General features: G+C 72.5%; 23 protein-coding genes. 16 read left to right on the forward strand and 7 right to left on the reverse strand.

Annotated features, from left to right (window positions below):
• The first annotated feature begins 87 nt into the window (after positions 1-87).
• A complete protein-coding gene (locus ABEA10_RS24860) occupies positions 88-813 on the forward strand; it encodes a rhomboid family intramembrane serine protease (protein WP_345467930.1) in 726 nt (241 codons plus the stop codon).
• 71 nt (positions 814-884) lie between these two features.
• Here ABEA10_RS24860 and tuf read toward each other — a convergent pair whose 3' ends face one another.
• The 4 genes from tuf to ABEA10_RS24880 form a co-directional block, all read right to left on the reverse strand.
• On the reverse strand, positions 885-2,066 hold the full coding sequence (tuf, locus tag ABEA10_RS24865; protein ID WP_345467932.1) for an elongation factor Tu: 1,182 nt from the start codon (positions 2,064-2,066) through the stop codon (positions 885-887).
• 260 nt (positions 2,067-2,326) lie between these two features.
• Positions 2,327-3,010: a DUF6882 domain-containing protein gene (locus ABEA10_RS24870; RefSeq protein WP_345467935.1), complete on the reverse strand. Its 684-nt coding sequence runs from the start codon at positions 3,008-3,010 to the stop codon at positions 2,327-2,329.
• Between the two features lie 635 nt (positions 3,011-3,645).
• The gene (gene ybaK, locus ABEA10_RS24875) at positions 3,646-4,146 is read right to left on the reverse strand and encodes a Cys-tRNA(Pro) deacylase (RefSeq protein ID WP_345467937.1); all 501 of its coding nucleotides are present in this window, start codon (positions 4,144-4,146) and stop codon (positions 3,646-3,648) included.
• A gap of 13 nt (positions 4,147-4,159) precedes the next feature.
• Positions 4,160-4,822 (reverse strand): LON peptidase substrate-binding domain-containing protein, encoded by a 663-nt coding sequence (locus ABEA10_RS24880; protein WP_345467940.1) that lies wholly within the window; start codon positions 4,820-4,822, stop codon positions 4,160-4,162.
• Between the two features lie 326 nt (positions 4,823-5,148).
• Between ABEA10_RS24880 and ABEA10_RS24885 the strand changes: the two genes are divergently transcribed.
• From ABEA10_RS24885 to ABEA10_RS24945, 13 genes are all read left to right on the forward strand, one after another.
• On the forward strand, positions 5,149-5,325 hold the full coding sequence (locus ABEA10_RS24885; RefSeq protein WP_345467942.1) for a hypothetical protein: 177 nt from the start codon (positions 5,149-5,151) through the stop codon (positions 5,323-5,325).
• Positions 5,326-5,377: 52 nt separating this feature from the next.
• The gene (locus ABEA10_RS24890; protein ID WP_345467945.1) at positions 5,378-6,202 is read left to right on the forward strand and encodes a PhzF family phenazine biosynthesis protein; all 825 of its coding nucleotides are present in this window, start codon (positions 5,378-5,380) and stop codon (positions 6,200-6,202) included.
• A gap of 81 nt (positions 6,203-6,283) precedes the next feature.
• Positions 6,284-7,591 carry a histidinol dehydrogenase gene (hisD, locus tag ABEA10_RS24895; protein ID WP_345467948.1) on the forward strand — a complete coding sequence of 436 codons (1,308 nt, stop codon included), beginning with the start codon at positions 6,284-6,286 and terminating at the stop codon, positions 7,589-7,591.
• Positions 7,588-8,673 (forward strand): histidinol-phosphate transaminase, encoded by a 1,086-nt coding sequence (locus ABEA10_RS24900; protein WP_345467950.1) that lies wholly within the window; start codon positions 7,588-7,590, stop codon positions 8,671-8,673. Before hisD ends, ABEA10_RS24900 begins: the two co-directional genes overlap by 4 nt.
• Positions 8,670-9,272, forward strand: a complete 603-nt coding sequence (gene hisB, locus ABEA10_RS24905) for an imidazoleglycerol-phosphate dehydratase HisB (protein ID WP_345467952.1) — start codon at positions 8,670-8,672, stop codon at positions 9,270-9,272. Before ABEA10_RS24900 ends, hisB begins: the two co-directional genes overlap by 4 nt.
• Positions 9,272-9,904 (forward strand): imidazole glycerol phosphate synthase subunit HisH, encoded by a 633-nt coding sequence (hisH, locus tag ABEA10_RS24910; protein WP_345467954.1) that lies wholly within the window; start codon positions 9,272-9,274, stop codon positions 9,902-9,904. The genes hisB and hisH overlap by 1 nt, the downstream gene beginning before the upstream one ends.
• Positions 9,901-10,233 carry a hypothetical protein gene (locus tag ABEA10_RS24915; RefSeq protein ID WP_345467956.1) on the forward strand — a complete coding sequence of 111 codons (333 nt, stop codon included), beginning with the start codon at positions 9,901-9,903 and terminating at the stop codon, positions 10,231-10,233. The genes hisH and ABEA10_RS24915 overlap by 4 nt, the downstream gene beginning before the upstream one ends.
• A gap of 2 nt (positions 10,234-10,235) precedes the next feature.
• Positions 10,236-10,958 (forward strand): bifunctional 1-(5-phosphoribosyl)-5-((5-phosphoribosylamino)methylideneamino)imidazole-4-carboxamide isomerase/phosphoribosylanthranilate isomerase PriA, encoded by a 723-nt coding sequence (gene priA / locus ABEA10_RS24920; RefSeq protein WP_345467958.1) that lies wholly within the window; start codon positions 10,236-10,238, stop codon positions 10,956-10,958.
• Positions 10,955-11,707 (forward strand): imidazole glycerol phosphate synthase subunit HisF, encoded by a 753-nt coding sequence (gene hisF, locus ABEA10_RS24925; protein WP_345467960.1) that lies wholly within the window; start codon positions 10,955-10,957, stop codon positions 11,705-11,707. Before priA ends, hisF begins: the two co-directional genes overlap by 4 nt.
• 96 nt (positions 11,708-11,803) lie before the next feature.
• Positions 11,804-13,378 carry an MFS transporter gene (locus ABEA10_RS24930; protein ID WP_345467962.1) on the forward strand — a complete coding sequence of 525 codons (1,575 nt, stop codon included), beginning with the start codon at positions 11,804-11,806 and terminating at the stop codon, positions 13,376-13,378.
• Positions 13,379-13,507: 129 nt separating this feature from the next.
• The gene (locus tag ABEA10_RS24935; protein WP_345467963.1) at positions 13,508-14,017 is read left to right on the forward strand and encodes a hypothetical protein; all 510 of its coding nucleotides are present in this window, start codon (positions 13,508-13,510) and stop codon (positions 14,015-14,017) included.
• Positions 14,018-14,298: 281 nt separating this feature from the next.
• Positions 14,299-15,312 (forward strand): protein kinase family protein, encoded by a 1,014-nt coding sequence (locus tag ABEA10_RS24940; protein WP_345467965.1) that lies wholly within the window; start codon positions 14,299-14,301, stop codon positions 15,310-15,312.
• A 410-nt stretch (positions 15,313-15,722) separates the two neighbouring features.
• Positions 15,723-16,634, forward strand: coding sequence for a helix-turn-helix transcriptional regulator (locus ABEA10_RS24945; RefSeq protein WP_345467968.1), 912 nt, complete (start codon positions 15,723-15,725; stop codon positions 16,632-16,634).
• 14 nt (positions 16,635-16,648) lie between these two features.
• Here ABEA10_RS24945 and ABEA10_RS24950 read toward each other — a convergent pair whose 3' ends face one another.
• Positions 16,649-17,497 (reverse strand): NAD(P)H-binding protein, encoded by an 849-nt coding sequence (locus tag ABEA10_RS24950; protein ID WP_345467971.1) that lies wholly within the window; start codon positions 17,495-17,497, stop codon positions 16,649-16,651.
• Positions 17,494-17,919, reverse strand: a complete 426-nt coding sequence (locus ABEA10_RS24955; protein ID WP_345467974.1) for a nuclear transport factor 2 family protein — start codon at positions 17,917-17,919, stop codon at positions 17,494-17,496. The genes ABEA10_RS24950 and ABEA10_RS24955 overlap by 4 nt, the downstream gene beginning before the upstream one ends.
• Positions 17,920-18,008: 89 nt before the next feature.
• On the opposite strand from ABEA10_RS24955, the gene ABEA10_RS24960 reads away from it, so the two are divergent.
• The gene (locus ABEA10_RS24960; protein ID WP_345467976.1) at positions 18,009-18,599 is read left to right on the forward strand and encodes a TetR/AcrR family transcriptional regulator; all 591 of its coding nucleotides are present in this window, start codon (positions 18,009-18,011) and stop codon (positions 18,597-18,599) included.
• A gap of 119 nt (positions 18,600-18,718) precedes the next feature.
• Complete coding sequence (locus ABEA10_RS24965) at positions 18,719-19,768, forward strand: glucose 1-dehydrogenase (protein WP_345467978.1); 1,050 nt, start codon at positions 18,719-18,721, stop codon at positions 19,766-19,768.
• A 3-nt stretch (positions 19,769-19,771) separates the two neighbouring features.
• On the opposite strand, the gene ABEA10_RS24970 is transcribed toward ABEA10_RS24965, so the two are convergent.
• A complete protein-coding gene (locus ABEA10_RS24970; RefSeq protein WP_345467980.1) occupies positions 19,772-20,329 on the reverse strand; it encodes a TetR/AcrR family transcriptional regulator in 558 nt (185 codons plus the stop codon).
• Between the last annotated feature and the right edge of the window lie 87 nt (positions 20,330-20,416).

Here is a 20,416-nt window from a genome sequence, read left to right on the forward strand (position 1 = left end):
CCTCTCCGTCGGCGCGACCACGCCGGCCGGTCGTCCTCCCTTCCACGCGCGCGACCGTCACCGACGGGGCTATCTTTCGGGGAGGACATGTTCGGCCGGAGGGGCGCGGTGAAGATGGGCAGCGGGGACGGGCGGCCGGGTGACGCCGAGGCGGTGCTGGCCGAGGCGCTGAGGGCGTTCTGGGTGATGGTCGGGGTGCTCGCGGTCATCTGGGTCGTCCAGGCGGTCAACTGGGCGGACGGCTACCGGCTCAGCCTGCACTACGGCATCCACACGCGGGACGTCACCGGCCTCACGGGCGTGGTGACGGCGCCGTTCCTGCACCTGAGCTGGGCGCACATCGAGGGCAACTCCGGGCCCCTGTTCATCTTCGGCTTCCTGGCCGCCTTCCGCGGCGTGAAGAAGTTCCTGAGCCTCACGGTGCTGATCGTGCTGGTCAGCGGCATGGGCGCCTGGCTGACCTCCGGGCCGAACACCGTGACGGCCGGCGCGAGCGGCGTGGTGTTCGGCTACTTCGGGTACGTGATCGTGCGCGGGTTCTTCGACCGGCACCGGATCGACATCGTGGTCGGGCTCGTCATGGCGCTGTGCTTCGCGTACCAGTTCGCCGTGCTGCTGCCGCACCGCGGCATCAGCTGGCAGGGCCACCTGTTCGGCTTCGTCGCGGGCATCGCCGGCGGCTGGATCCTCCGCGAGCGCCGCCCCCGCGCCGCCACGGACGGCGGCACCCGCCCCCTCCCGTCCGGTGCGGGCCAGACGACCCCCGGTTCCCGCGCGGACCTGCTCAAGGAACTGGACGACCTCGGCCTGTAGCACCCCACCCGCCGCGCGTCGGTGTTCGGCGCGTGGGGGACCCCGCCGAAGAGGGGTCCCCCATGGCCGGTTCAGGCGAGCAAGGCGGTCACGGTGCCGGCGCCGACCGTGCGGCGGCCCTCGCGGATCGCGAAGCCCAGCCCCTCGTCCAGCGCCACCGCGCGGCCCAGGTTCACGGTCATCGTGACCGTGTCGCCGGGCAGCGCCATGCCGCCCTCGCCCAGCTCGATCTCGCCCGGCACGTCCGTCGTCCGGAGGTGGAACTGCGGCCGGTACCCGGTGAAGAACGGGCCGCTGCGCCCGCCCTCGTCCGTGCCGAGCACGTACACCTCGGCTCGGAACCGCGTGTGCGGCCGGATCGCGCCCGGCGCGGCCACGACCTGGCCGCGGCGCACCTGCTCGCGCCGTACGCCGCGGAGCAGCACGGCCGTGTTGTCGCCGGCCTCGGCGTGGTCCATCGTCTGGCCGAACGTCTCCAGGCCGGTCGCCACCGTGGCGACCGTCGCGCCCAGGCCGACCACCTCGACGTGGTCGCCGAGCCGGACGGTGCCCTGCTCGACCACCCCGGTCACGACGGTGCCGCGGCCGGTGATGGTCAGGACGTTCTCGATCGGCAGCAGGAACGGCCGGTCCAGGATCCGGGCCGGCACCGGCACGTACGCGTCGACCGCGGCGAGGAGGTCCTCGATCCGCCGGACCCAGTACGGGTCGCCCTCGAGCGCCCGCAGCCCGGACACCCGGACCACCGGGATCTCCTCACCGGGGAACCCGTACCGGGTCAGCAGCTCCCGTACCTCCAGCTCGACCAGGTCCAGGAGTTCGGCGTCCTCGACCGTGTCCGCCTTGTTGAGCGCGACCACGATGTGACGGACGCCGACCTGCCGGGCGAGCACGACGTGCTCGCGGGTCTGCGGCATCGCGCCGTCCTGCGCGGACACGACCAGGATCGCCCCGTCGACCTGGGCCGCGCCGGTGACCATGTTCTTGACGTAGTCGGCGTGGCCGGGCATGTCGACGTGGGCGTAGTGCCGGGTCGGCGTCTCGTACTCGACGTGCGCGATGTTGATGGTGATGCCGCGGTCCCGCTCCTCCGGAGCCCGGTCGATGCCCTCGAACGGCACGACCTTCGCCAGCCCCTGCCGGGCCAGCACCGCGGTGATCGCCGCGGTGAGCGTGGTCTTGCCGTGGTCGACGTGCCCCATGGTGCCGATGTTGAGATGCGGCTTGCCGCGTTCGTACAACCGCTTGGCCATGATGTGTCCTCGCGTCGGAAGAAGTGGACGTGAGAACCCGGACGGTCCCGCGCAGGGGACCGCCGTGCCACCCTCCTCCGCGGGTTCTCGAAGGACGGGGCGGAGGAGGGTCAGCGTCGCAGGCCGTCGGAGAGCACGGTCGCGGCGCCCGGCGCATCGAGGTGCGCGGGCGAGCAGAACGCGGCCATGCCGAACATGCCAGGTACGGTACGGCCGCCCGTACGGAACGGTCCAGCGATTTTTCCCGGTACGCGCCTCTCTCAGCGCGCGACCAGCTCCATCGACAGGGAGACGAAGCGGTCCTCGGCGTCGAACCGGGCCACGCACGCGCCGCCCTCGGGCAGCGTCGCGACGATCGAGGTCTCGTCCTCGCGGAAGGCCAGCCGGTGGTGGCTGAAGAACCGCGCCACCGTCAGCCGGTGGTCGGCCGGGAAGAGCGTCAGTCCGCTGGTGATCATCCGGGGGGCGGTGAGGGAGTCCCACCCGGGCACCGGCGCGGAGGCGTCCTGGATGGCGAAGTAGGCGACGCCGCCCTCGTAGCTGCCGGGGATCGTGCCCGGCGAGCCGATCAGACCGGTAGCGGCCATCGCCACGATGTCGCCGCCGCTCCGCGCGGGACCGTCGTACCAGGACAGGTCCAGCTCCCGCGCGGTCAGTTCGGCGATGGCGAGGCGCGCCCCGATCTCCGTCGGGTTCACGACCGCCGGGTGGTCGGGGCCGAACTGCGGGTTCGCCCACCCCCACAGCCAGCTGCGGTTCTCTTCGGCGTAGCTGCCGAGAAGGGCGACCTTCAGCGTGACCTCGCCCTGCGTGTACGTGCCGGTGGCCAGGTCGGCGCTCCAGTCGGCGGCGGGCAGGAAGTCGACGAGTGCCTCCTGCTGCTGGGCCGAGATCGCCGCGTACGCCGCTCCCAGCCGGTCGAACGCCGGGCTGAATCCAGACATGGCGGGCACACTATCTCAGAGACCGGTCGAGCCCCATGCCCTCCCGTGTGACGGACGGGGGCCGCGTGGCGTCGCGCCGTGGAGCGACGGCGGGCCACGCCTCGGTCAGGCGCTACGCTGCGATCATCGGCGAGAGGCGGGGGGAAGTACGGATGGCCGGCCAGCTTCGGATCGGAGTGGCGGCGACTCTCGTGATCGCGGTACTCGGCGTTCCCGCCGGGCTGCTGTGGACCACGGTCGCGCCGCGCACGACGTACGTGATCGCGGGCGGCAAGGCGCTCCTCGGCGATCCGGAGAGCCAGACGCTCATCGCCGCGGACGGCTGGTTCGCCGTGCTGACGGCCTGCGCCGGGCTGCTGTGCGGTGTCGTCGCCTACGTCCTGGCCGGACGCCTGCGCGAGATGGGGCTCCTCGCCGCGCTCGGCGCCGGCGGCGTCGCCGCCGGCCTCATCGCCTGGTGGACCGGCAGCATGATAGGGCGGTCATCCTTCCAGCACATGGTGCGGACGGCCCGCGACGGCACGGCGGCCAAGGGCGCGCTCGACCTGCACGCGGTGGGCGTGGTGATCGCCTGGCCGCTGATCGCGATCGTGGTGTTCGGACTGCTCGAGGCGCTGGACGTCGCCCGGCGCGAGTCACGCGCGACGGCGGGCGATGCCCGCGGTGGTGGCCCCGGTCAGCGTGACCAGGTCGGCGGGGGCCAGTTCGATCTGCAGGCCCCGCCGCCCGGCGGAGACATAGATCGTCGAGAACCCTGACGCGGAGGAGTCCACGACCGTCGGGAGCCTCTTGCGCTGCCCCAGCGGGCTGATGCCGCCGCGGACGTACCCGGTCACGCGCTCGGCCGCCGCCGGGTCGGCCATGGCCGCGCGCTTGCCGCCCGCCGCGCCGGCGAGCGCCTTGAGGTCGAGCGTGGCCGACACCGGCACAACCGCGACGGTCAGATCGCCGTCGACCTCGGTCACGAGCGTCTTGAACAGCCGGTCGCGCGGCACGCCGAGGGCGTCGGCGGCGGCCTCACCGTAGGACTCCTCGCCGCCGCCGGTCTCGTACGGATGCAGGGTGAAGGCGACCCCGGCACGGGTCGCCGCGACCGTCGCGGGCGTGCCCTTGCCGCCGTTCTTCTTCGATCCCACCGGCCGTGACTCCTTAGTTCGGGCTGACGCCTCCGCCGAGGAACTCCGACGCCGGCACGGTCGGAAACGTCTCGAGCAGAAGATTCTCCCGCCTCAGCAGTTCGTACTCCAGCCGCAGCCGCGCCGCGGCGTGGTCGGCCTGCAGGAGGCGCTGTTTGTCCGTGCGGTCCAGGACCAGCGAGGCCGCCACGAGGTAGGACAGCGGACCCGGCTCGGCCGGCAGGTCGTCGAGGTCGGCGACCTGCGCGCCGTGCGCGACGAGCCGGTCGCAGTAGCGCCGGAACCGGTCGGTCACCGGCGCGACCGCGTCCTGCGCGCCCGGCCCGTCCTCCTCCGGCAGGGGAGTGACCTCGGCGCACAGGTACGCGAGCGAGTCGTCGACGTCCTCCACGCGGAACCGGGTGCCGCCGGTCGCGACGACGTCGTACCGCCCGTCCTCATGCTCCTGAACGTCGCGGATCTCGGCCGTACAGCCGACCGGGGCGAGCCGGCGGGCGGCTCCGGGGCCGACCTCGTGGCCGAGTTCGATCGAGACCACTCCGAACCGGCGCGGCTCCTCGCGGGCGAGCAGATCGCTCATCAGGAGGCGGTAGCGCTCCTCGAACACGTGCAAGGGCAGGACGAGCCCGGGAAAGAGCACGGCCCCCAGCGGGAAGATCGGCAGCCGTTCGGTCACCGCGCCAGAGTACGACCTCTCGGCGATCTCCGCTGCTCACTTATTGATCTACAATGTAAAGGCGCGGGCGCGGAAGGACCCTCGGCGACGCCGTCCGAACGCCCCGGCGGTGTACGGGCGAGGCCCGCGTGAGTGGCGTCCGGGCGGGCGGCGCTATCACCGGGTGGTGTGACGCTAGTCACCTTGAGCTAGATCGCGTCAACCTGCACACAGCCCCGGAAGCCGCGGAGTTAACGTCGGACCGTCCGCGCGGCAGGCGGCGCGCGGCCCGGCGGGTCGAAGCCGAAGACGACACCGCCGCTTGCTCTCCCGCTGGGAGGCCCATCATGTGGCTGAACTTCATCTTCCTCGTCATCGCGTGCCTGTGCGTCGGTTTCATCCTCGGCTGGGTGGTGGCCCGGCCGCGACGCTGGGGCGTCTTCGTCGCGAACGCCCCCCGGACGACCGTTCCCCAGCCGGACGACGACCAGACGGACGCCGGCTCCTTCGCCCGGCGAGCCTGACCTGCGGGGGAGCGCGGTTCTCCTCCGAGGCGGCGAGCCGTACGGTGACGGCATGCGGATCCATGTCGTCGACGCGTTCACCGGCCGGCCGTTCGCCGGCAACCCCGCGGGGGTCTGCGTCCTCGCGGGACCGGCCGACCCCGCCTGGATGCAGCGGGTCGCGATGGAGCTGAACCTGTCCGAGACCGCGTTCCCGCGCCCGGTCGAGGACCCGGGCGCCGACTTCGAACTCCGCTGGTTCACCCCGGCGGTCGAGGTCGCCCTGTGCGGGCACGCGACGCTCGCCGCCGCCCACGTGCTGTACGAAACGGGCACCGTGCCGGCGGACCGGCCCATCCGCTTCCGCACCCTGCACAGCGGTGTCCTGACCGTACGGCGGGAGGGCGGCCTGCTGGTGATGGACTTCCCGGCCTGCCCGCCGGAGAAGATCGACCCGCCCGCGGGCCTGGCCGAGGCGCTCGGCGCGACGCCGTCCTGGACCGGGCGTAACGTCCAGAACGACATTCTGGCGGTCCTGGACGACACCGGGGCCGTGCGCTCGCTGGCTCCGGACCTGTCCGCGCTCTCCGGGTACGACGCCCGGGGGATCTGCGTCACGGCGCCGGACTCCTCCCACGACTTCGTCTCGCGGTTCTTCGCCCCGGCCGTCGGCGTACCGGAGGATCCGGTGACCGGGTCGGCGCACTGCATGCTGGCGCCGTTCTGGGCCGAGCGCCTCGGCCGTACGGACCTGCGCGCCCACCAGGCCTCGGCGCGCGGAGGCGACGTCCGCGTCCGGGTGCGGGGCGACCGCGTCCTGCTCCTCGGCGAGGCCGTCACCATGATCGAGGGCACGCTCCGCGCGGAGCCGTCCGGAAGAGTTCCCGAATGCGGTTAATGTCTCGAAAACTCCGGCAATCCGGTCTCAATACCTGAGACCGGCGCCCGGGCCGCCGAGCGTCCTCCGTAGACTGATCAGGTGATATCCCGTATCGATCTGCGCGGGTCCCTCCCCGGCGACCTGCGCTCCGTGCTGCCGCGAGCCGAGCTCGACGTCGAGGCCGCCCTGGAGAAGGTCCGGCCGATCTGCGACGACGTTCGACATCGCGGAGCCGCGGCGGTGCGGGACTACACCGAGCGCTTCGACGGCGTCGCCCTGGCGTCCGCGCGGGTGCCCGCGGAGGCGATCGGCCGCGCCCTCGACGATCTCACCCCGGGCGTGCGCGACGCGCTCGAGGAGTGCATCCGCCGGGCCCGCCTCGTCCACCGCGACCAGCGGCGCGCCGACGTCACCACCCAGGTCGTGCCCGGAGGCACGGTCACCGAGCGGTGGGTGCCGGTCGAGCGGGTCGGGCTGTACGTCCCGGGCGGCCAGGCCGTCTACCCCTCCAGCGTGGTCATGAACGTCGTGCCCGCGCAGGAGGCCGGTGTCGGCTCGCTCGCGGTGACCTCGCCCGCGCAGCGTGAGTTCGGCGGGCTGCCGCACCCGGTGATCCTTGCGGCGTGCGCGCTGCTCGGTGTCGACGAGGTGTACGCCGTGGGCGGCGCGCAGGCGATCGCGATGTTCGCCTACGGCACCGAGGAGTGCCGCCCGGCCGACCTGGTCACCGGGCCGGGCAACATCTACGTGGCGGCGGCGAAGCGGCTGCTCAAGGGCGTGATCGGCATCGACTCCGAGGCCGGCCCGACCGAGATCGCGATCCTCGCCGACGCCACCGCCGACCCGGTGCTGGTCGCCGCCGACCTGATCAGCCAGGCCGAGCACGACACCCTGGCCGCCTCCGTGCTGGTGACCGACTCCACCGAGCTCGCCGACGCGGTCAAGCGTGAGCTCGCCGACCAGGTCGCCCGCACCAAACACACCGAGCGCATCACCGCGGCGCTCGCCGGGCGGCAGTCCGGCATCGTGCTCGTGGACGACGTCGCGGCCGGGCTGAAGGTCGTCGACGCCTACGCCGCCGAGCACCTGGAGATCCAGACCGCGGACGCCGCCGCCGTCGCCGCCCGGGTGCGCAACGCCGGCGCGATCTTCGTCGGCGCGCACGCGCCGGTGTCGCTCGGCGACTACCTGGCCGGCTCCAACCACGTGCTGCCGACCGGCGGCTGCGCGTGCCATTCCGGCGGGCTGTCCGTGCAGACCTTCCTGCGCGGCATCCACGTCGTCGACTACGACGAGGCGGCCCTGGCCGAGGCGACCCGCCGGGTCGTCACCCTGGCCGAGGCCGAGGACCTGCCGGCCCACGGGGCCGCCCTTAAAGCGAGGTTCGAGTGGGGGATCCCCGAGTGACCGACAGCACCATCTCGCTGAGCGACCTTCCGCTCCGCGACGACCTGCGCGGGCAGGAGCCGTACGGCGCGCCCCAGCTCGACGTGCCGGTCCGGCTCAACACCAACGAGAACCCCTACCCGCCGTCGCCGCGCCTGGTCGCGGCCCTGTCGGAGGCGATCGCGGACATCGCCGGGGGCCTCAACCGCTACCCCGACCGCGACGCCGTCGAGCTGCGCAAGGACCTGGCCGACTACCTCGGGTACGGCGTCACCGGGCGGCAGGTGTGGGCGGCGAACGGCTCCAACGAGATCATCCAGCAGATCCTGCAGGCGTTCGGCGGCCCGGAGCGCTCGGCGCTCGGCTTCGAGCCGTCGTACTCCATGCATCCGATCATCACCGCCGTGAGCGGCACCCGGTGGATCAACGCCCACCGCGACGAGGACTTCGGGCTGGAGGCCGAGCGCGCGGTCGCCGCGGTCGAGGAGCACCGGCCCGACATCGTGTTCCTCACCTCGCCGAACAATCCGACCGGCACGGCGCTGTCGCTGGAGGCGATCGAGGCGGTCCTGCGCGTCGCGCCGGGCATGGTCGTCGTGGACGAGGCGTACGCCGAGTTCCGGCGCGAGGGCACGCCGAGCGCGCTGTCGCTGCTGCCCGGCAACCCGCGGCTGATCGTGACCCGCACGATGAGCAAGGCGTTCGCGATGGCCGGCACGCGGGTCGGCTACCTCGCCGCCGACCCGGCCGTGGTCGACGCACTGCTGCTCGTCCGCCTGCCGTACCACCTGTCGGCGGTCACCCAGGCGGTCGCGCGCACGGCGATCGCCCACCAGGAGGAACTCCTGAGCGCGGTCCGGGCGCTGCGGGACGAGCGCGACGCCCTGGTCGCCTGGCTGCGCGGAGAAGGCCTCACGGTGGCCGACTCCGACGCGAACTTCGTCCTGTTCGGCCGGTTCCCCGATCGGCACCGGGTCTGGCAGGGCATTCTTGATCGTGGCGTGCTGATCCGCGAGGTCGGCCCGCCGGAGTGGCTGCGCGTGAGCGTGGGCACCCCCGAGGAGATGGCGGCGTTCCGTACCGCCCTGAAGGAGAGTCTTTGAGCGAGCGGAAACGCACCGGCCGGATCGAGCGGGGGACCAAGGAGACCCAGGTCAGCGTCGAGATCGACCTCGACGGCACGGGCCAGGTCGACGTGGCCACCGGGGTGGGGTTCTTCGACCACATGCTGGCCCAGCTCGGCAAGCACGGATCGTTCGACCTGACCGTCAAGACCGCCGGTGACCTGCACATCGACAGCCACCACACGATCGAGGACACTGCGATCGCGCTGGGCCAGGCGTTCCGCGAGGCGCTGGGCGACAAGTCGGGCATCCAGCGGTTCGCCAACGCGAGCGTGCCGCTGGACGAGACGCTCGCGCAGGTCACCGTCGACCTGTCCGGCCGCCCGTACCTCGTGCACACCGAGCCCGAGGGCATCGCGCCGATGATCGGGCCCGACTACGACACGACCATGACCCGGCACATCTTCGAGGCGTTCGTCTTCAACGCCGCGGTCTGCCTGCACATCCACGTGCCGTACGGGCGCAACGCGCATCACATCGTGGAGGCGCAGTTCAAGGCGCTGGCCCGGGCCCTGCGTGACGCGTGCGCGCACGACCCGCGGGCGCACGGCATCCCGTCCACCAAGGGCGCGCTCTGATGTCTCCGAAGATCGCCGTGCTGGACTACGGGTCGGGGAACCTGCGGTCGGCCGAGCGGGCGATCGCCCGGCTCGGCCCGGAGGTGACCGTCACCGCCGACTTCGACACCGCCCTGGAGGCCGACGGGCTGGTCGTGCCCGGCGTGGGCGCGTTCGCCGCGTGCATGAACGGCCTGCGCGGGGTCCGCGGCGAGCAGATCATCGGCCGCCGGCTCGCGGGCGGCCGCCCGGTGCTGGGCATCTGCGTCGGCATGCAGATCCTGTTCGAGAAGGGCGTCGAGCACGGCATCACCACCGACGGCTGCGCCGAGTGGCCCGGTGCGGTGGAGCGGCTGAACGCGCCGATCCTGCCGCACATGGGCTGGAACACCGTCGAGGTGCCCGCGGGCTCGGTGCTGTTCCGGGGCCTGGACGCCGGCACGCGGTTCTACTTCGTGCACTCCTACGCCGCCCGGCACTGGGAGATGGAGCCGGGCCGGTTCGAGGCGCCGCTGGTGACCTGGGCCGAGCACGGGGAGCGCTTCGTCGCGGCGGTGGAGAACGGCCCGCTGTGCGCGACGCAGTTCCACCCGGAGAAGTCCGGCGACGCCGGAGCCGAGGTGCTCAAGAACTGGCTCTCGACACTGTCATGAGCAAGGAGCGCCAGCGACGGCGGGCCGCGCTGGAGGCCGAGCGTGCCCGGGCGGCGGCGGAGAACGACCGTCGCAACGCCCGCCGGGCGCGTCGCCGGGCGCGCGTCGCCCGGATCTCCCGCCTGCTGCCGCGGCGCTCCGGGCGGCCCGGCGGGCTGCTCGCGCGCCGTCGCCGTGAGCAGAACGCCATCGTCGCGGTGGCGTTCCTGCTCGTCCAGGTGCTGGCCTGGATGTCACTCTCATCGTGGACCGCGCGCCTGGCCGTGTTCGTGCTGTCGGTGTTCCTGGTCCCGGTTTTCATCACGCTCGCCTTCGACCGGAGGTCGTAGATATGTCGCTTGTCCTGTTGCCCGCCGTCGACGTCGCCGACGGGCAGGCGGTGCGCCTCGTCCAGGGGGAGGCCGGCACCGAGACGTCGTACGGGGAGCCCCTCGACGCCGCGCTGGCCTGGCAGAGCGCAGGCGCCGAGTGGATCCATCTCGTCGACCTGGACGCCGCGTTCGGGCGCGGCTCGAACCACGCGCTGCTCGCCGAGGTGACCGGCAAGCTGGAGGTGAAGGTCGAGCTGTCCGGCGGCATCCGCGACGACGAGTCGCTCGCCGCCGCGCTCGCCACCGGCTGCGCGCGCGTCAACATCGGCACCGCCGCGCTGGAGAACCCCGCGTGGTGCCGCAAGATCATCGCCGAGCACGGCGACCGGATCGCGGTCGGCCTCGACGTGCGCGGCACGACGCTCGCGGCGCGCGGCTGGACCCGCGAGGGCGGCGACCTGTGGGAGGTGCTCGACCGGCTGGAGGCCGACGGCTGCCCCCGCTACGTCGTCACCGACGTCACCAAGGACGGCACCCTGCGCGGCCCCAACACCGACCTGCTGCGCGAGGTCTGCGGCCGTACCGACAAGCCCGTGGTCGCCTCCGGCGGGGTCTCCTCGCTCGACGACCTGCGGGCGCTGGCCGGGCTCGTCCCGGACGGGGTGGAGGGCGCCATCGTCGGCAAGGCGCTGTACGCCGGAGCGTTCACGCTCCAGGAGGCCCTCGCGGCGGTGGCGGGATGAGTGTCGCGGTACGCGTGATCCCGTGCCTGGACGTGGACGCCGGGCGCGTGGTCAAGGGCGTCAACTTCGAGAACCTGCGGGACGCGGGCGACCCGGTCGAGCTGGCCCGCCGCTATGACGCCGAGGGCGCCGACGAGCTGACCTTCCTCGACATCACCGCCTCCAGCGGCGAGCGCGAAACCACCTACGACGTGGTCCGCCGTACCGCCGAGCAGGTGTTCATCCCGCTGACGGTCGGCGGCGGCATCCGCACCGTGGACGACATCGACCGGCTGCTGCGGGCCGGCGCGGACAAGGTGTCGGTCAACACCGCCGCCATCGCCCGGCCGGAGTTCCTGCGCGAGGCCGCGCACCGGTTCGGCTCGCAGTGCATCGTGCTGTCGGTGGACGCCCGCCGCTCCGGCGACGGTTTCGAGGTGACCACGCACGGAGGGCGGCGCGGCACCGGGATCGACGCCGTCGAGTGGGCCCGGCGCGGCGAGGAGCTCGGCGTCGGGGAGATCCTGCTCAACTCCATGGACGCCGACGGCACCAAGGCCGGCTTCGACCTGGAGATGCTCCGGGCCGTACGCTCCGTCGTGAGCGTGCCGGTGATCGCCAGCGGGGGAGCGGGCGCGGTCGCGCACTTCGCCCCGGCGATCGCGGCGGGCGCGGACGCGGTCCTGGCCGCGAGCGTCTTCCACTTCGGCGAGCTGAAGATCTCCGACGTCAAGGACTCCCTGCGGCAGGCGGGCCACCCGGTCCGCTGAAATTCCCTACCGGGACGTGTCGAGACTCCCGGGCGGGCTCCGACTTCCTCGTGAAAGCGCCCAACCGGGGCGCCGGATCGTTCGGGAGTCCTCACGATGAACACCACCGCCGGGAGGCGGGAGTGGATCGCGCTGGCCGTTCTCGCGCTGCCCACCCTTCTCGTCTCCATCGACGTGTTCGTGCTGCTGCTCGCGCTGCCGCGCCTGAGCACCGACCTGCACGCCGGTAGCACCGCGCAGTTGTGGATCATGGATGTCTACGGCTTCATGGTGGCCGGCTTCCTGATCACCATGGGCACGCTGGGCGACCGGATCGGGCGCCGGAGGCTGCTGCTCATCGGGGCCGCCGGGTTCGGCGCCGCCTCGGTGCTCGCCGCCTACTCCACCAGCGCCGCGATGCTCATCGCCGCACGCGCGCTGCTCGGCGTCGCGGGGGCGACGCTGGCGCCCTCGACGCTCGGCCTGATCGGCAACATGTTCACCGACCCGCGCCGCCGGGCGGTGGCGATCAGCGTGTGGATGGCCTGCTTCATGTCCGGCGCGGCCCTGGGCCCGCTCGTCGCCGGGGTCATGCTGGACCACTTCTGGTGGGGGTCGGTGTTCCTGGTCGGCGTGCCCGCGATGGTGCTGCTGCTCGTGCTCGGCCCGGTGCTGCTGCCGGAGTTCCGCGACGCCGGGGCCGGGCGGATCGACCTGCCCAGCGTGGGCCTGTCCCTGGCCGCGATCCTGCCCCTGGTGTACGGCCTGAAGGAGCTGGCCCGCAGCGGCTGGCACGCCGTCCCGGCCGCCTCCGTCGTGGCGGGTGCGGTCTTCGGCTGGGTGTTCGTACGGCGCCAGTGCCGGCTGGAGGACCCGCTGCTGGACGTGCGCCTGTTCGCCCGCCGCGCGTTCGGGGCGGCGCTCGGCAGCATGATGTTCGGCACCATGCTCATGGGCGCGATGATGATGTTCATCGCCCAGTACTTCCAGCTCGTGCACGGGCTCACGCCGCTGACGGCCGGGCTGTGCATGCTGCCCGGCGTGGGCGGCTCGCTGGTGAGCTTCCTGGTGTCACCGCACCTCACGCGCTGGGTCCGGCCCGCGTACCTCATCGGCGGCGGCATGGGCGTGTCCGTGTGCGGCCTGCTGCTGATCGCCCAGGCCGGCGCGGCGTCCGGCCTCGCCGCGGTCATGCTGGGTTTCGCGATCACCAACCTCGGTGCCGGCCCGATGGTGACGCTGGGCACGGACCTGGTGATCGGCTCGGCGCCGCTGGAGAGGGCGAGCTCGGCGGGTGCGCTGAACGAGACGAGCGGCGAGTTCGGGTTCGCCCTGGGCATCGCGGCGCTGGGCAGCCTCGGCACGGCCGTCTACCGGGCCCGCGTCTCCGTCCCGGCGGGCGTTCCGGCCGGCGCCGCGCGGGCGGCCCACGACACGCTGGCGGGCGCGACCACCGCGGCCGCCCACCTGCCCGGCCGCGTCGGCGCCGGACTGCTCACCTCCGCCCGCGAGGCGTTCATGAGCGGCATGCACATGGCCGCGACCGTCAGCGCGCTTCTGTTGGTCGCGGTCGCCGTGACCGTGGCGACCCTGCTCCGGGACGTCCACCCGGCCGGCGAGCGGGAGACCCCGGAGCCGTCCGAGGCGCCGACCGCCCTGGAGGCGGAGGCCGCCGAAGCACCGGCCGGCTGAGAGATCGATCCGGCCGTCCGGGCGGGACGAGCCCGTGGCACCGGTCCACCGCCGATCGGCATGACGCGGTCGCCCGAGGCGGCCCGGAGGCCTAGTGTGCTCCTCACCATCCCCCGCGAGGAGAGTGCGATGACACCCCGAGGAATGACGGAGGACGTGCGCTCCGTCCAGGACGGGTACGCGGTGGCCGACCGTTACGCCAGGTTCTACCCGGTGATGGCGTTAGGGGCGCTGGCGCTCGCGTTCCTGCCGCTCTTCGACGACGTGACGTTCAACGACGGTGCGGCCACCGTCCGGGATACGTACGGGACGGTGTTCGACATGGCGCGCCGGCCCGGGGGAGGCCCGGCGGTCATCGGCATGGCGTTGTTGTTCGGGCTGGTCGCGATGCTCGCCGTCGCCACGTTCGCGCCGCCGCGGTCCGCCGGGCTGCCGTCGGCGATCGCCGTCGTCGCCGCGCTGATCGTGTTGCTGCTCATCACCAAGCCGGGGACCGACACTCCCAAGCCGCACCTGAGCGACGGGGGCACCGTCGGCCTCGTCCTGGTCATCTGCGCGACGGTGCTCGGCGCGGCGCACGCCGTCCACCTGACCGTACTGGCCAGGCGCTCACGTCAGCGGCCCGCCGTGTCCGTGTAGGTCGTGCCTCAGAGTCCCCGTCCGTAGCGAGCGCCGCCTGGGCGCCGCGCAGTAGTGGTCATAGGCGATCAGCGAGCGGGTGACGCCGATCGTCGAGTTGGCCAAGGCCCTCTGCCCGCTCCGGCGGCCGAACCGCAGAGCCGGCGTCGTTACGCTCGGCGGGACTGCGTAGCCATTGCAGAATCGAGGTCGGCACCCAGGTGGAGGTCGCGGCGAAGTGCCCTGACATGTCGCGCGGTGCGCGTCTGACCGCCCACAGCGCCGTCTCCACATCCCTGGCCTTGCGCAGTGATCGTGCCCTGCGCGAACTCGTGGACGCGGCCGTGCCGATCGGATCCGGCATCGGCGGGAAGTCGGGCCTGCTGGAGGTCGCCGGAACCCCCGTCTTCGTGAAGCGGGTGCCCCTCACCGATCCGGAGAGGCAACCTGAGCACGTCCGGTCCACGGCGAATCTGTTCGATCTGCCCGTCTTCTGCCAGTACGGCATCGGCACCATTGGCGGGCCGGGCTTCGGGGCCTGGAGAGAGCTCGCCGTGCACACCATGACGACGAACTGGGTGCTCGCGGCGGAGCATGAGGGCTTCCCCCTGATGTACCACTGGCGGGTGCTGCCGGACTCCACGCCCCTGCCCGAAGAACTGGCCGACATCGAACGGGCCGTCGCCTACTGGGGCGGCGGATCGCAGGTGCGCCGCCGGATCCGGGCTCTCCAGCAGTCCTCGGCGAGCGTCGCGCTGTTCCTGGAGTACATTCCGCAGAACCTGCACCAGTGGCTGGGCACGCAGGTCGCCGCGGGAGACCAAACCGCCAACCGGGCCTGCGCCATGGTGGAGAGGGAACTGGCGGTCGGCACCTCATTCATGAACGACCGCGGGCTCCTTCACTTCGACGCGCACTTTGCGAACATCCTGACCGACGGCCGGCGCCTCTACTTCGCGGACTATGGCCTCGCCATTTCCTCCGGGTTCGAGCTGTCGCAGGACGAGGCCGGCTTCTTCGACCGGCACCAGACCTACGACCGCTGCTACACCGTCACGTATCTGGTGAACTGGCTGGTCACCGCTCTGTACGGATGCCAGAGTGAGGGCCGCTACGCGCTGGTGCGCGCCTACGCGGAGGGCAAGCGCCCCACAGGAATCCCCGAGGAGGCCGCGGCGATCCTCGCCCGGCACGCGCCGATCGCCGCAGTGATGTCCGACTTCAACCGCAAGTTCCAGCGCCAGAGCAGGCAGACCCCCTACCCGCTGGAGGAGATCCGCCGGCTTGGCGGGACGGCCGGCTCCTCCATTCACTGACGGACGCCGGGAGGCCGGCGCTCGACATGGATCAGTCAACTTACGTCGGCCTCCGGCAGCACCCCGGCGCACGGCCCCGGCCCGACCACGGACGCACTCGACATCGAACCCGCGCGACGGCTCGGACAACGGGACTACTCGTCTGGTTCTCGAACTGCCGGTCGCCGCTGGGCCGGAGGCGGCTCAGCGGCGTTGCTCCGAGCGCGATCTCCGGGCGGGCGCTGAAGCCCGGCCTTCGCCAGGACGGTGAGCCGGGCGGCAGGCGGACCGCCGGCGGCAGGCGGTGTCGCGGCGAAGGTTCGGATCGGTATCGGACTCGGTAGTACTACCGATGTCGGTACGCCCGCACCCGCCCATGATGATCCCTTGTCGTCCTCCGCCTGGAGCGCCGGAAGATCAAGGAGTCGCGAGTGTCATCGGCCTTGGCACGTACGAGCGCGGCCACGCCCGCGGATGCGAAGGCGCGGGCGGAGGTGGTCACGATGCGGGCCGGCAGGGTGACCGTCGCCCGTGTTCGTGGCCTGCCACGCCTGGTGGCCGACGAGGTGCGCCGGATCGGCGCCGTCGACCGTGACCTGCTCACGGCGGCGCTGTACCACGCCGGCCTGGCGGAGGCCGGACGAGACGAGCACAGACCCCGGGCGAAGCCGGGCGACCTCGTCGTCTTCGACCACGACCGGCCCTACGACCCCGCGGTCATCGACGCTCGTGACGTCGTGGTCGTCGCCCTGCCCGGGACCATGCTGGGCGCGGGCGCCGGCCTCGTCCGGCGCACCGTGGGGAGGCCGCAGCCGTGCGAGTCCGGGACGCGCGCGGTCCTGGCCGCCTTCCTGTCCAGGCTGGCCGATCACCTCGACGACCTGCCCGGCACGGCCGGCGAGCACCTGGCGGACGCGCTGGTCTGCATGCTCGTCACGGCCGTCGCCGAGACCACGACCGAACGCGTCGAGACCACGACCGAACGCGCCGGGGCGACGACCGAACGCGCCGGGGCGACGACCGACCTGTTCGACCGGATCCGCGCCCACGTGCTCGCCGACCTGGGCGATCCGGAGCTGTGCGTGGAGTCCGTCGCCCGCCGGTTCGCCATCTCCCCGCGTCACCTGCACGAACTGTTCCGGCGGCGGGGCATCGCCTTCGCCGCGTGGGTCAGGTACGAGCGTCTGGCCCGCGTCCGCCGGGATCTGCGGGACCCGGCCATGGTCACCCGCACCGACCGGGCGATCGCCGCCCGGTGGGGCCTGCGCGACGCCGCCCACCTGAGCCGTGCCCTGAGGCGGGAGTTCGGCCAGACGGCCACCGAGATCCGCGCCAAGGCATGAGCCGGTGGCACGCCTCATCCGCTTCGTGTCATCTCTCGTTCGGCGACCGCGCGGAAGCCGCGCGGCGGCCGGCCGGTGAGGCGCTGGACGACGTCGGTGGTGCGGTCCTCGGCCCCCTCGGCGATGGCGCGGTCCATGCCGGCCAGCATCGCGGCGAACTCCGGCGGGACGTGCGCCGCGAGCCGATCGCGCATCCGCTCAGGCGACAGCCGGCGATGGATCACGGGCCGGCCGGTGACCTCGGTGATGACCGTGGCGATGTCGTCGTGGCTCAGCGCCTCCGGTCCGGTGAGGACGAGGTCGGTTCCGGGGGCATGGTCGTCGGTCAGGGCGTGGACGGCGACGGCCGCGATGTCCTCGGCGTCGACGAAGCCGACACGACCGCTCCCGGTGGCGGTCCAGATGACGCCTTCCTCGCGGATGCTGAGGGCGTGGGCGTGCGTACCGGTGAAGTTCTGCATGAACCAGGACGGCCGCAGCACCGCCCACTGCTCGAACAGGCCGGGCAGGGCCTGGTGCACCCTGCCGACCGCCGGGCCGCCCTCGGGTATGGCCGAGGAGCTGAGGAGCACCGCGCGGCGTACTCCGGCGATGCGGGCCCGCCGGAGGAAGGGCAGCATGACCGCCGCCGGGTCGGAGTCGCCCAGGGGCGGTATGAGGTAGACGCGGTCGACTCCGTCGAGGGCGTCGAGATGAGTGGCGGGCTCGTACCAGTCGAAGCGGACCGGTTCGGCGCCGGGGACCGGGGCGGCGCGACGGCCGGCCGCCCTGACCCGGTGGCCGGCGGCGGTCAGCCGCGCGGCGACGCGGCTGCCGGTGGTGCCCGTCGCGCCGATGACCAGAGTGGTGCCGGTGACGGTCATCGGGTGCTCCCGGCGAAGTCGGCGCCGGGCCGCAGGACGGCGAGGGGGTTCCAGTAGTCGCGGTAGAAGGTGATGCGTCCGCCTTGGACGGTCACGACGGCGATGTAGGTCATGTCGAAGGGATCGCCGGTCTGCACCAGGCGGCCGACGCCGCGCATCTCGACCACGATGGTCCGTGGGTCGGTGGTCTGGTGGATTCGCAGGTCAGGGAAGTCGTGCAGGTCGATGTGGTCAGGGTAGTCGCGCATGTAGGCGGCGATGGCCTCCTTGCCCGCCAGACGCTCGGGCCAGCCCCGCGGGGCGAAGGGGAACTCCATGACCCCGTCCTCGGCCCACAGGCCGACCCAGCCGGGGATGTCCTTGGCCAGCAGCAGTCGCAAACCGTGGCGGTACAGATCGGCGGGAGAGGTGTGTGCGGACACGGGTATCCTCCATCTCGTAATATCCGGACCCTGGGTCCGGAACTTGCACGATACGGACCCGGGGTCCGCATTGCAACCGGAGGAATCTCGTGCCCGAGCGCAAACCCCGCAAGGACGCCGTTCGTAACCGGACGGCCGTCCTCGCGGCCGCCGACGCCCTCTTCGCCCGCTGCGAGAGTCCGGAGGACGTCACCATGGCCGACGTCGCGGCGGCGGCCGGCGTCGGCAAGGGGACGCTCTTCCGCGCCTTCGGCGACCGCACCGGGTTGATTCGCGCACTGTACGAGGCGCGGCTGGAACCAATCATGGACGCCGTCGAAGCGGGTCCCCCGCCCCTGGGGCCCGCCACCCCGCCGCTTCAGCGCGTGCCCGCCCTGCTCGACGCCCTCCTGTGCTTCAAGCTCGACAACCGTCCCCTCGCGCTGGCCCTGGAGGGAACCGCAGGCGGCAGCCCTTACCAGGCCGGGCATTACGAGCGGTGGCACGGCCTGCTCCGGGGTGTGCTGGAGCGGATTCCCGAGCCGGCCGACGGCGACTTCACCGCCCACGCGCTGCTCGCCGCCGTCCGAGCCGACCTCGTCGAACATCTGGCCGGCCGGGAAGGTGTGCCCCGGGAGAGGATGCGGGCCCGGCTGGCGGACTTCACCGCCAGAGTGCTGGGCTCACCCGCGACCGACTGACGGCCCGGCGCCGGGACGCTCGCCGAGCAGAGTCACGAATCTCCCAAGTCGGCCATCCCGGGTACCCCGTGGGCGTTAGGTTCGGCGGTTCGGGATGATGAAGCGCGGAGGGGATCATCATGCGTGCTCTGACCATCGTGCCGCACCAGGCCGGTTCGCTCGCCGTGGCGGAGGTGCCCGACCCGGTGGCGGGGGAGGGCGAGCTGCTCGTCGACGGGCTCGCGCTCGGCGTGTGCGGTACCGACCGGGAGATCGCCGGCGGGCAGTACGGCTGGGCGCCGGCGGGCGAGGAGCGTCTCATCCTCGGCCACGAGTCGCTCGGCCGGGTCCGTGAGGCGCCCGCCGGGAGCGGATTCGCCCCCGGAGACCTGGTCGTCGGCGTCGTACGGCGGCCCGACCCGGTGCCCTGCGGCGCGTGCGCGCACGGTGAGTTCGACATGTGCCGCAACGGCCGGTACAGCGAGCACGGCATCAAGGAGATCCACGGCTACGGCTCGGAACGGTGGACCGTCGAGGCCGACTACGCCGTACGCCTCGACCCGTCGCTGGAAGACGTCGGGATGCTGGTCGAGCCGACCACGGTGGTGGCCAAGGCGTGGGAGCACATCGAGCACATCGGGCGGCGCGCCTGGTTCGAGCCGCGCTCGGTGCTCGTCGCCGGCGCGGGGCCGATCGGGCTGCTCGCCGCGCTGCTGGGCTCCCAGCGCGGCCTGGACGTCCACGTCCTGGACCGGGTGGAGCGCGGGCCCAAACCGGAGCTGGTGTCCGCACTCGGCGCGACGTACCACACGGGGTCGATCCCGGAGGCCGCGGCGAAGGCCGAGCCGGACATCGTCATCGAGGCCACCGGAGTCCCGCGGCTGGTGCTCGACGCCATGGCCAACAACGCGGCGGCGGGCGTGGTCTGCCTCACCGGCGTGTCGCCGACCGGGCGGCCGGTGGAGGTCGACGCGGGCTCGCTCAACCGCGACATCGTGCTGCAGAACGACGTGGTCTTCGGCACGGTGAACGCCAACCACCGCCACTACCGGCAGGCCGTGAGCGCCCTGGGGCAGGCCGACCACGCGTGGCTGTCCGGCCTGGTCACCCGCCGGATCCCGCTGGAGCGGGCCCAGGAGGCGTTCGAGCAGGGCGGGGAAGAGATCAAGGTCGTCATCGACCTTCAGTGATCACTACAGCGGTCCGGTGAGGTACCGCTCGACGGTGGGCGCGAGCGAGGCGACGAGCTCCTCGGTGTCCAGGGCGACGATCTGGGGCAGCCGGAGGATGTAGCGGCACAGGGCGACGCCCAGCAGCTGGGTGGCGACGAGCGCCGCGCGCACCGGGCCCTCCTCCGTCGGCGGGCCGAGCGTCGTGCCGACCTGGGTGGCGAAGACGGCGCGCATGCGCTCGGCGGCGGCCTCGTTGGTGATGGCCGAGCGCAGCAGCACGGTGAGCACACCGCTGGAGCGCTCGCCCTCCCACATCGAGAGGAAATGCCGTACGAGGACCTCGGCGCGGCGTTCGGGCGGCAGGTCGCCGACGGCGGGCACCTCCAGGTCGACGTCGACGGCCGCGGCGAACAGGCCGTCCTTCGAACCGTAGTAGCGCATCACCATCGACGGGTCGATGCCCGCGTCGGCCGCGATCGCGCGGATCGTGGCGCGTTCGTAGCCGTCCGCGGCGAAGCGGCGGCGTGCGGCGGTGAGGATCGCGTTGCGGGTGTCCTCCGAGCGCTGGGTGAAGGCCATGCCACAAGTGTAGGCCAACACGTGTTGGCAAACGCCGGGACCAGGCGTACAGTCAATGCCAACAAGCGTTGGCCACCAACGGTTGGC

The organism is Actinoallomurus oryzae (assembly GCF_039541955.1).
Taxonomy (GTDB): domain Bacteria; phylum Actinomycetota; class Actinomycetes; order Streptosporangiales; family Streptosporangiaceae; genus Actinoallomurus; species Actinoallomurus oryzae.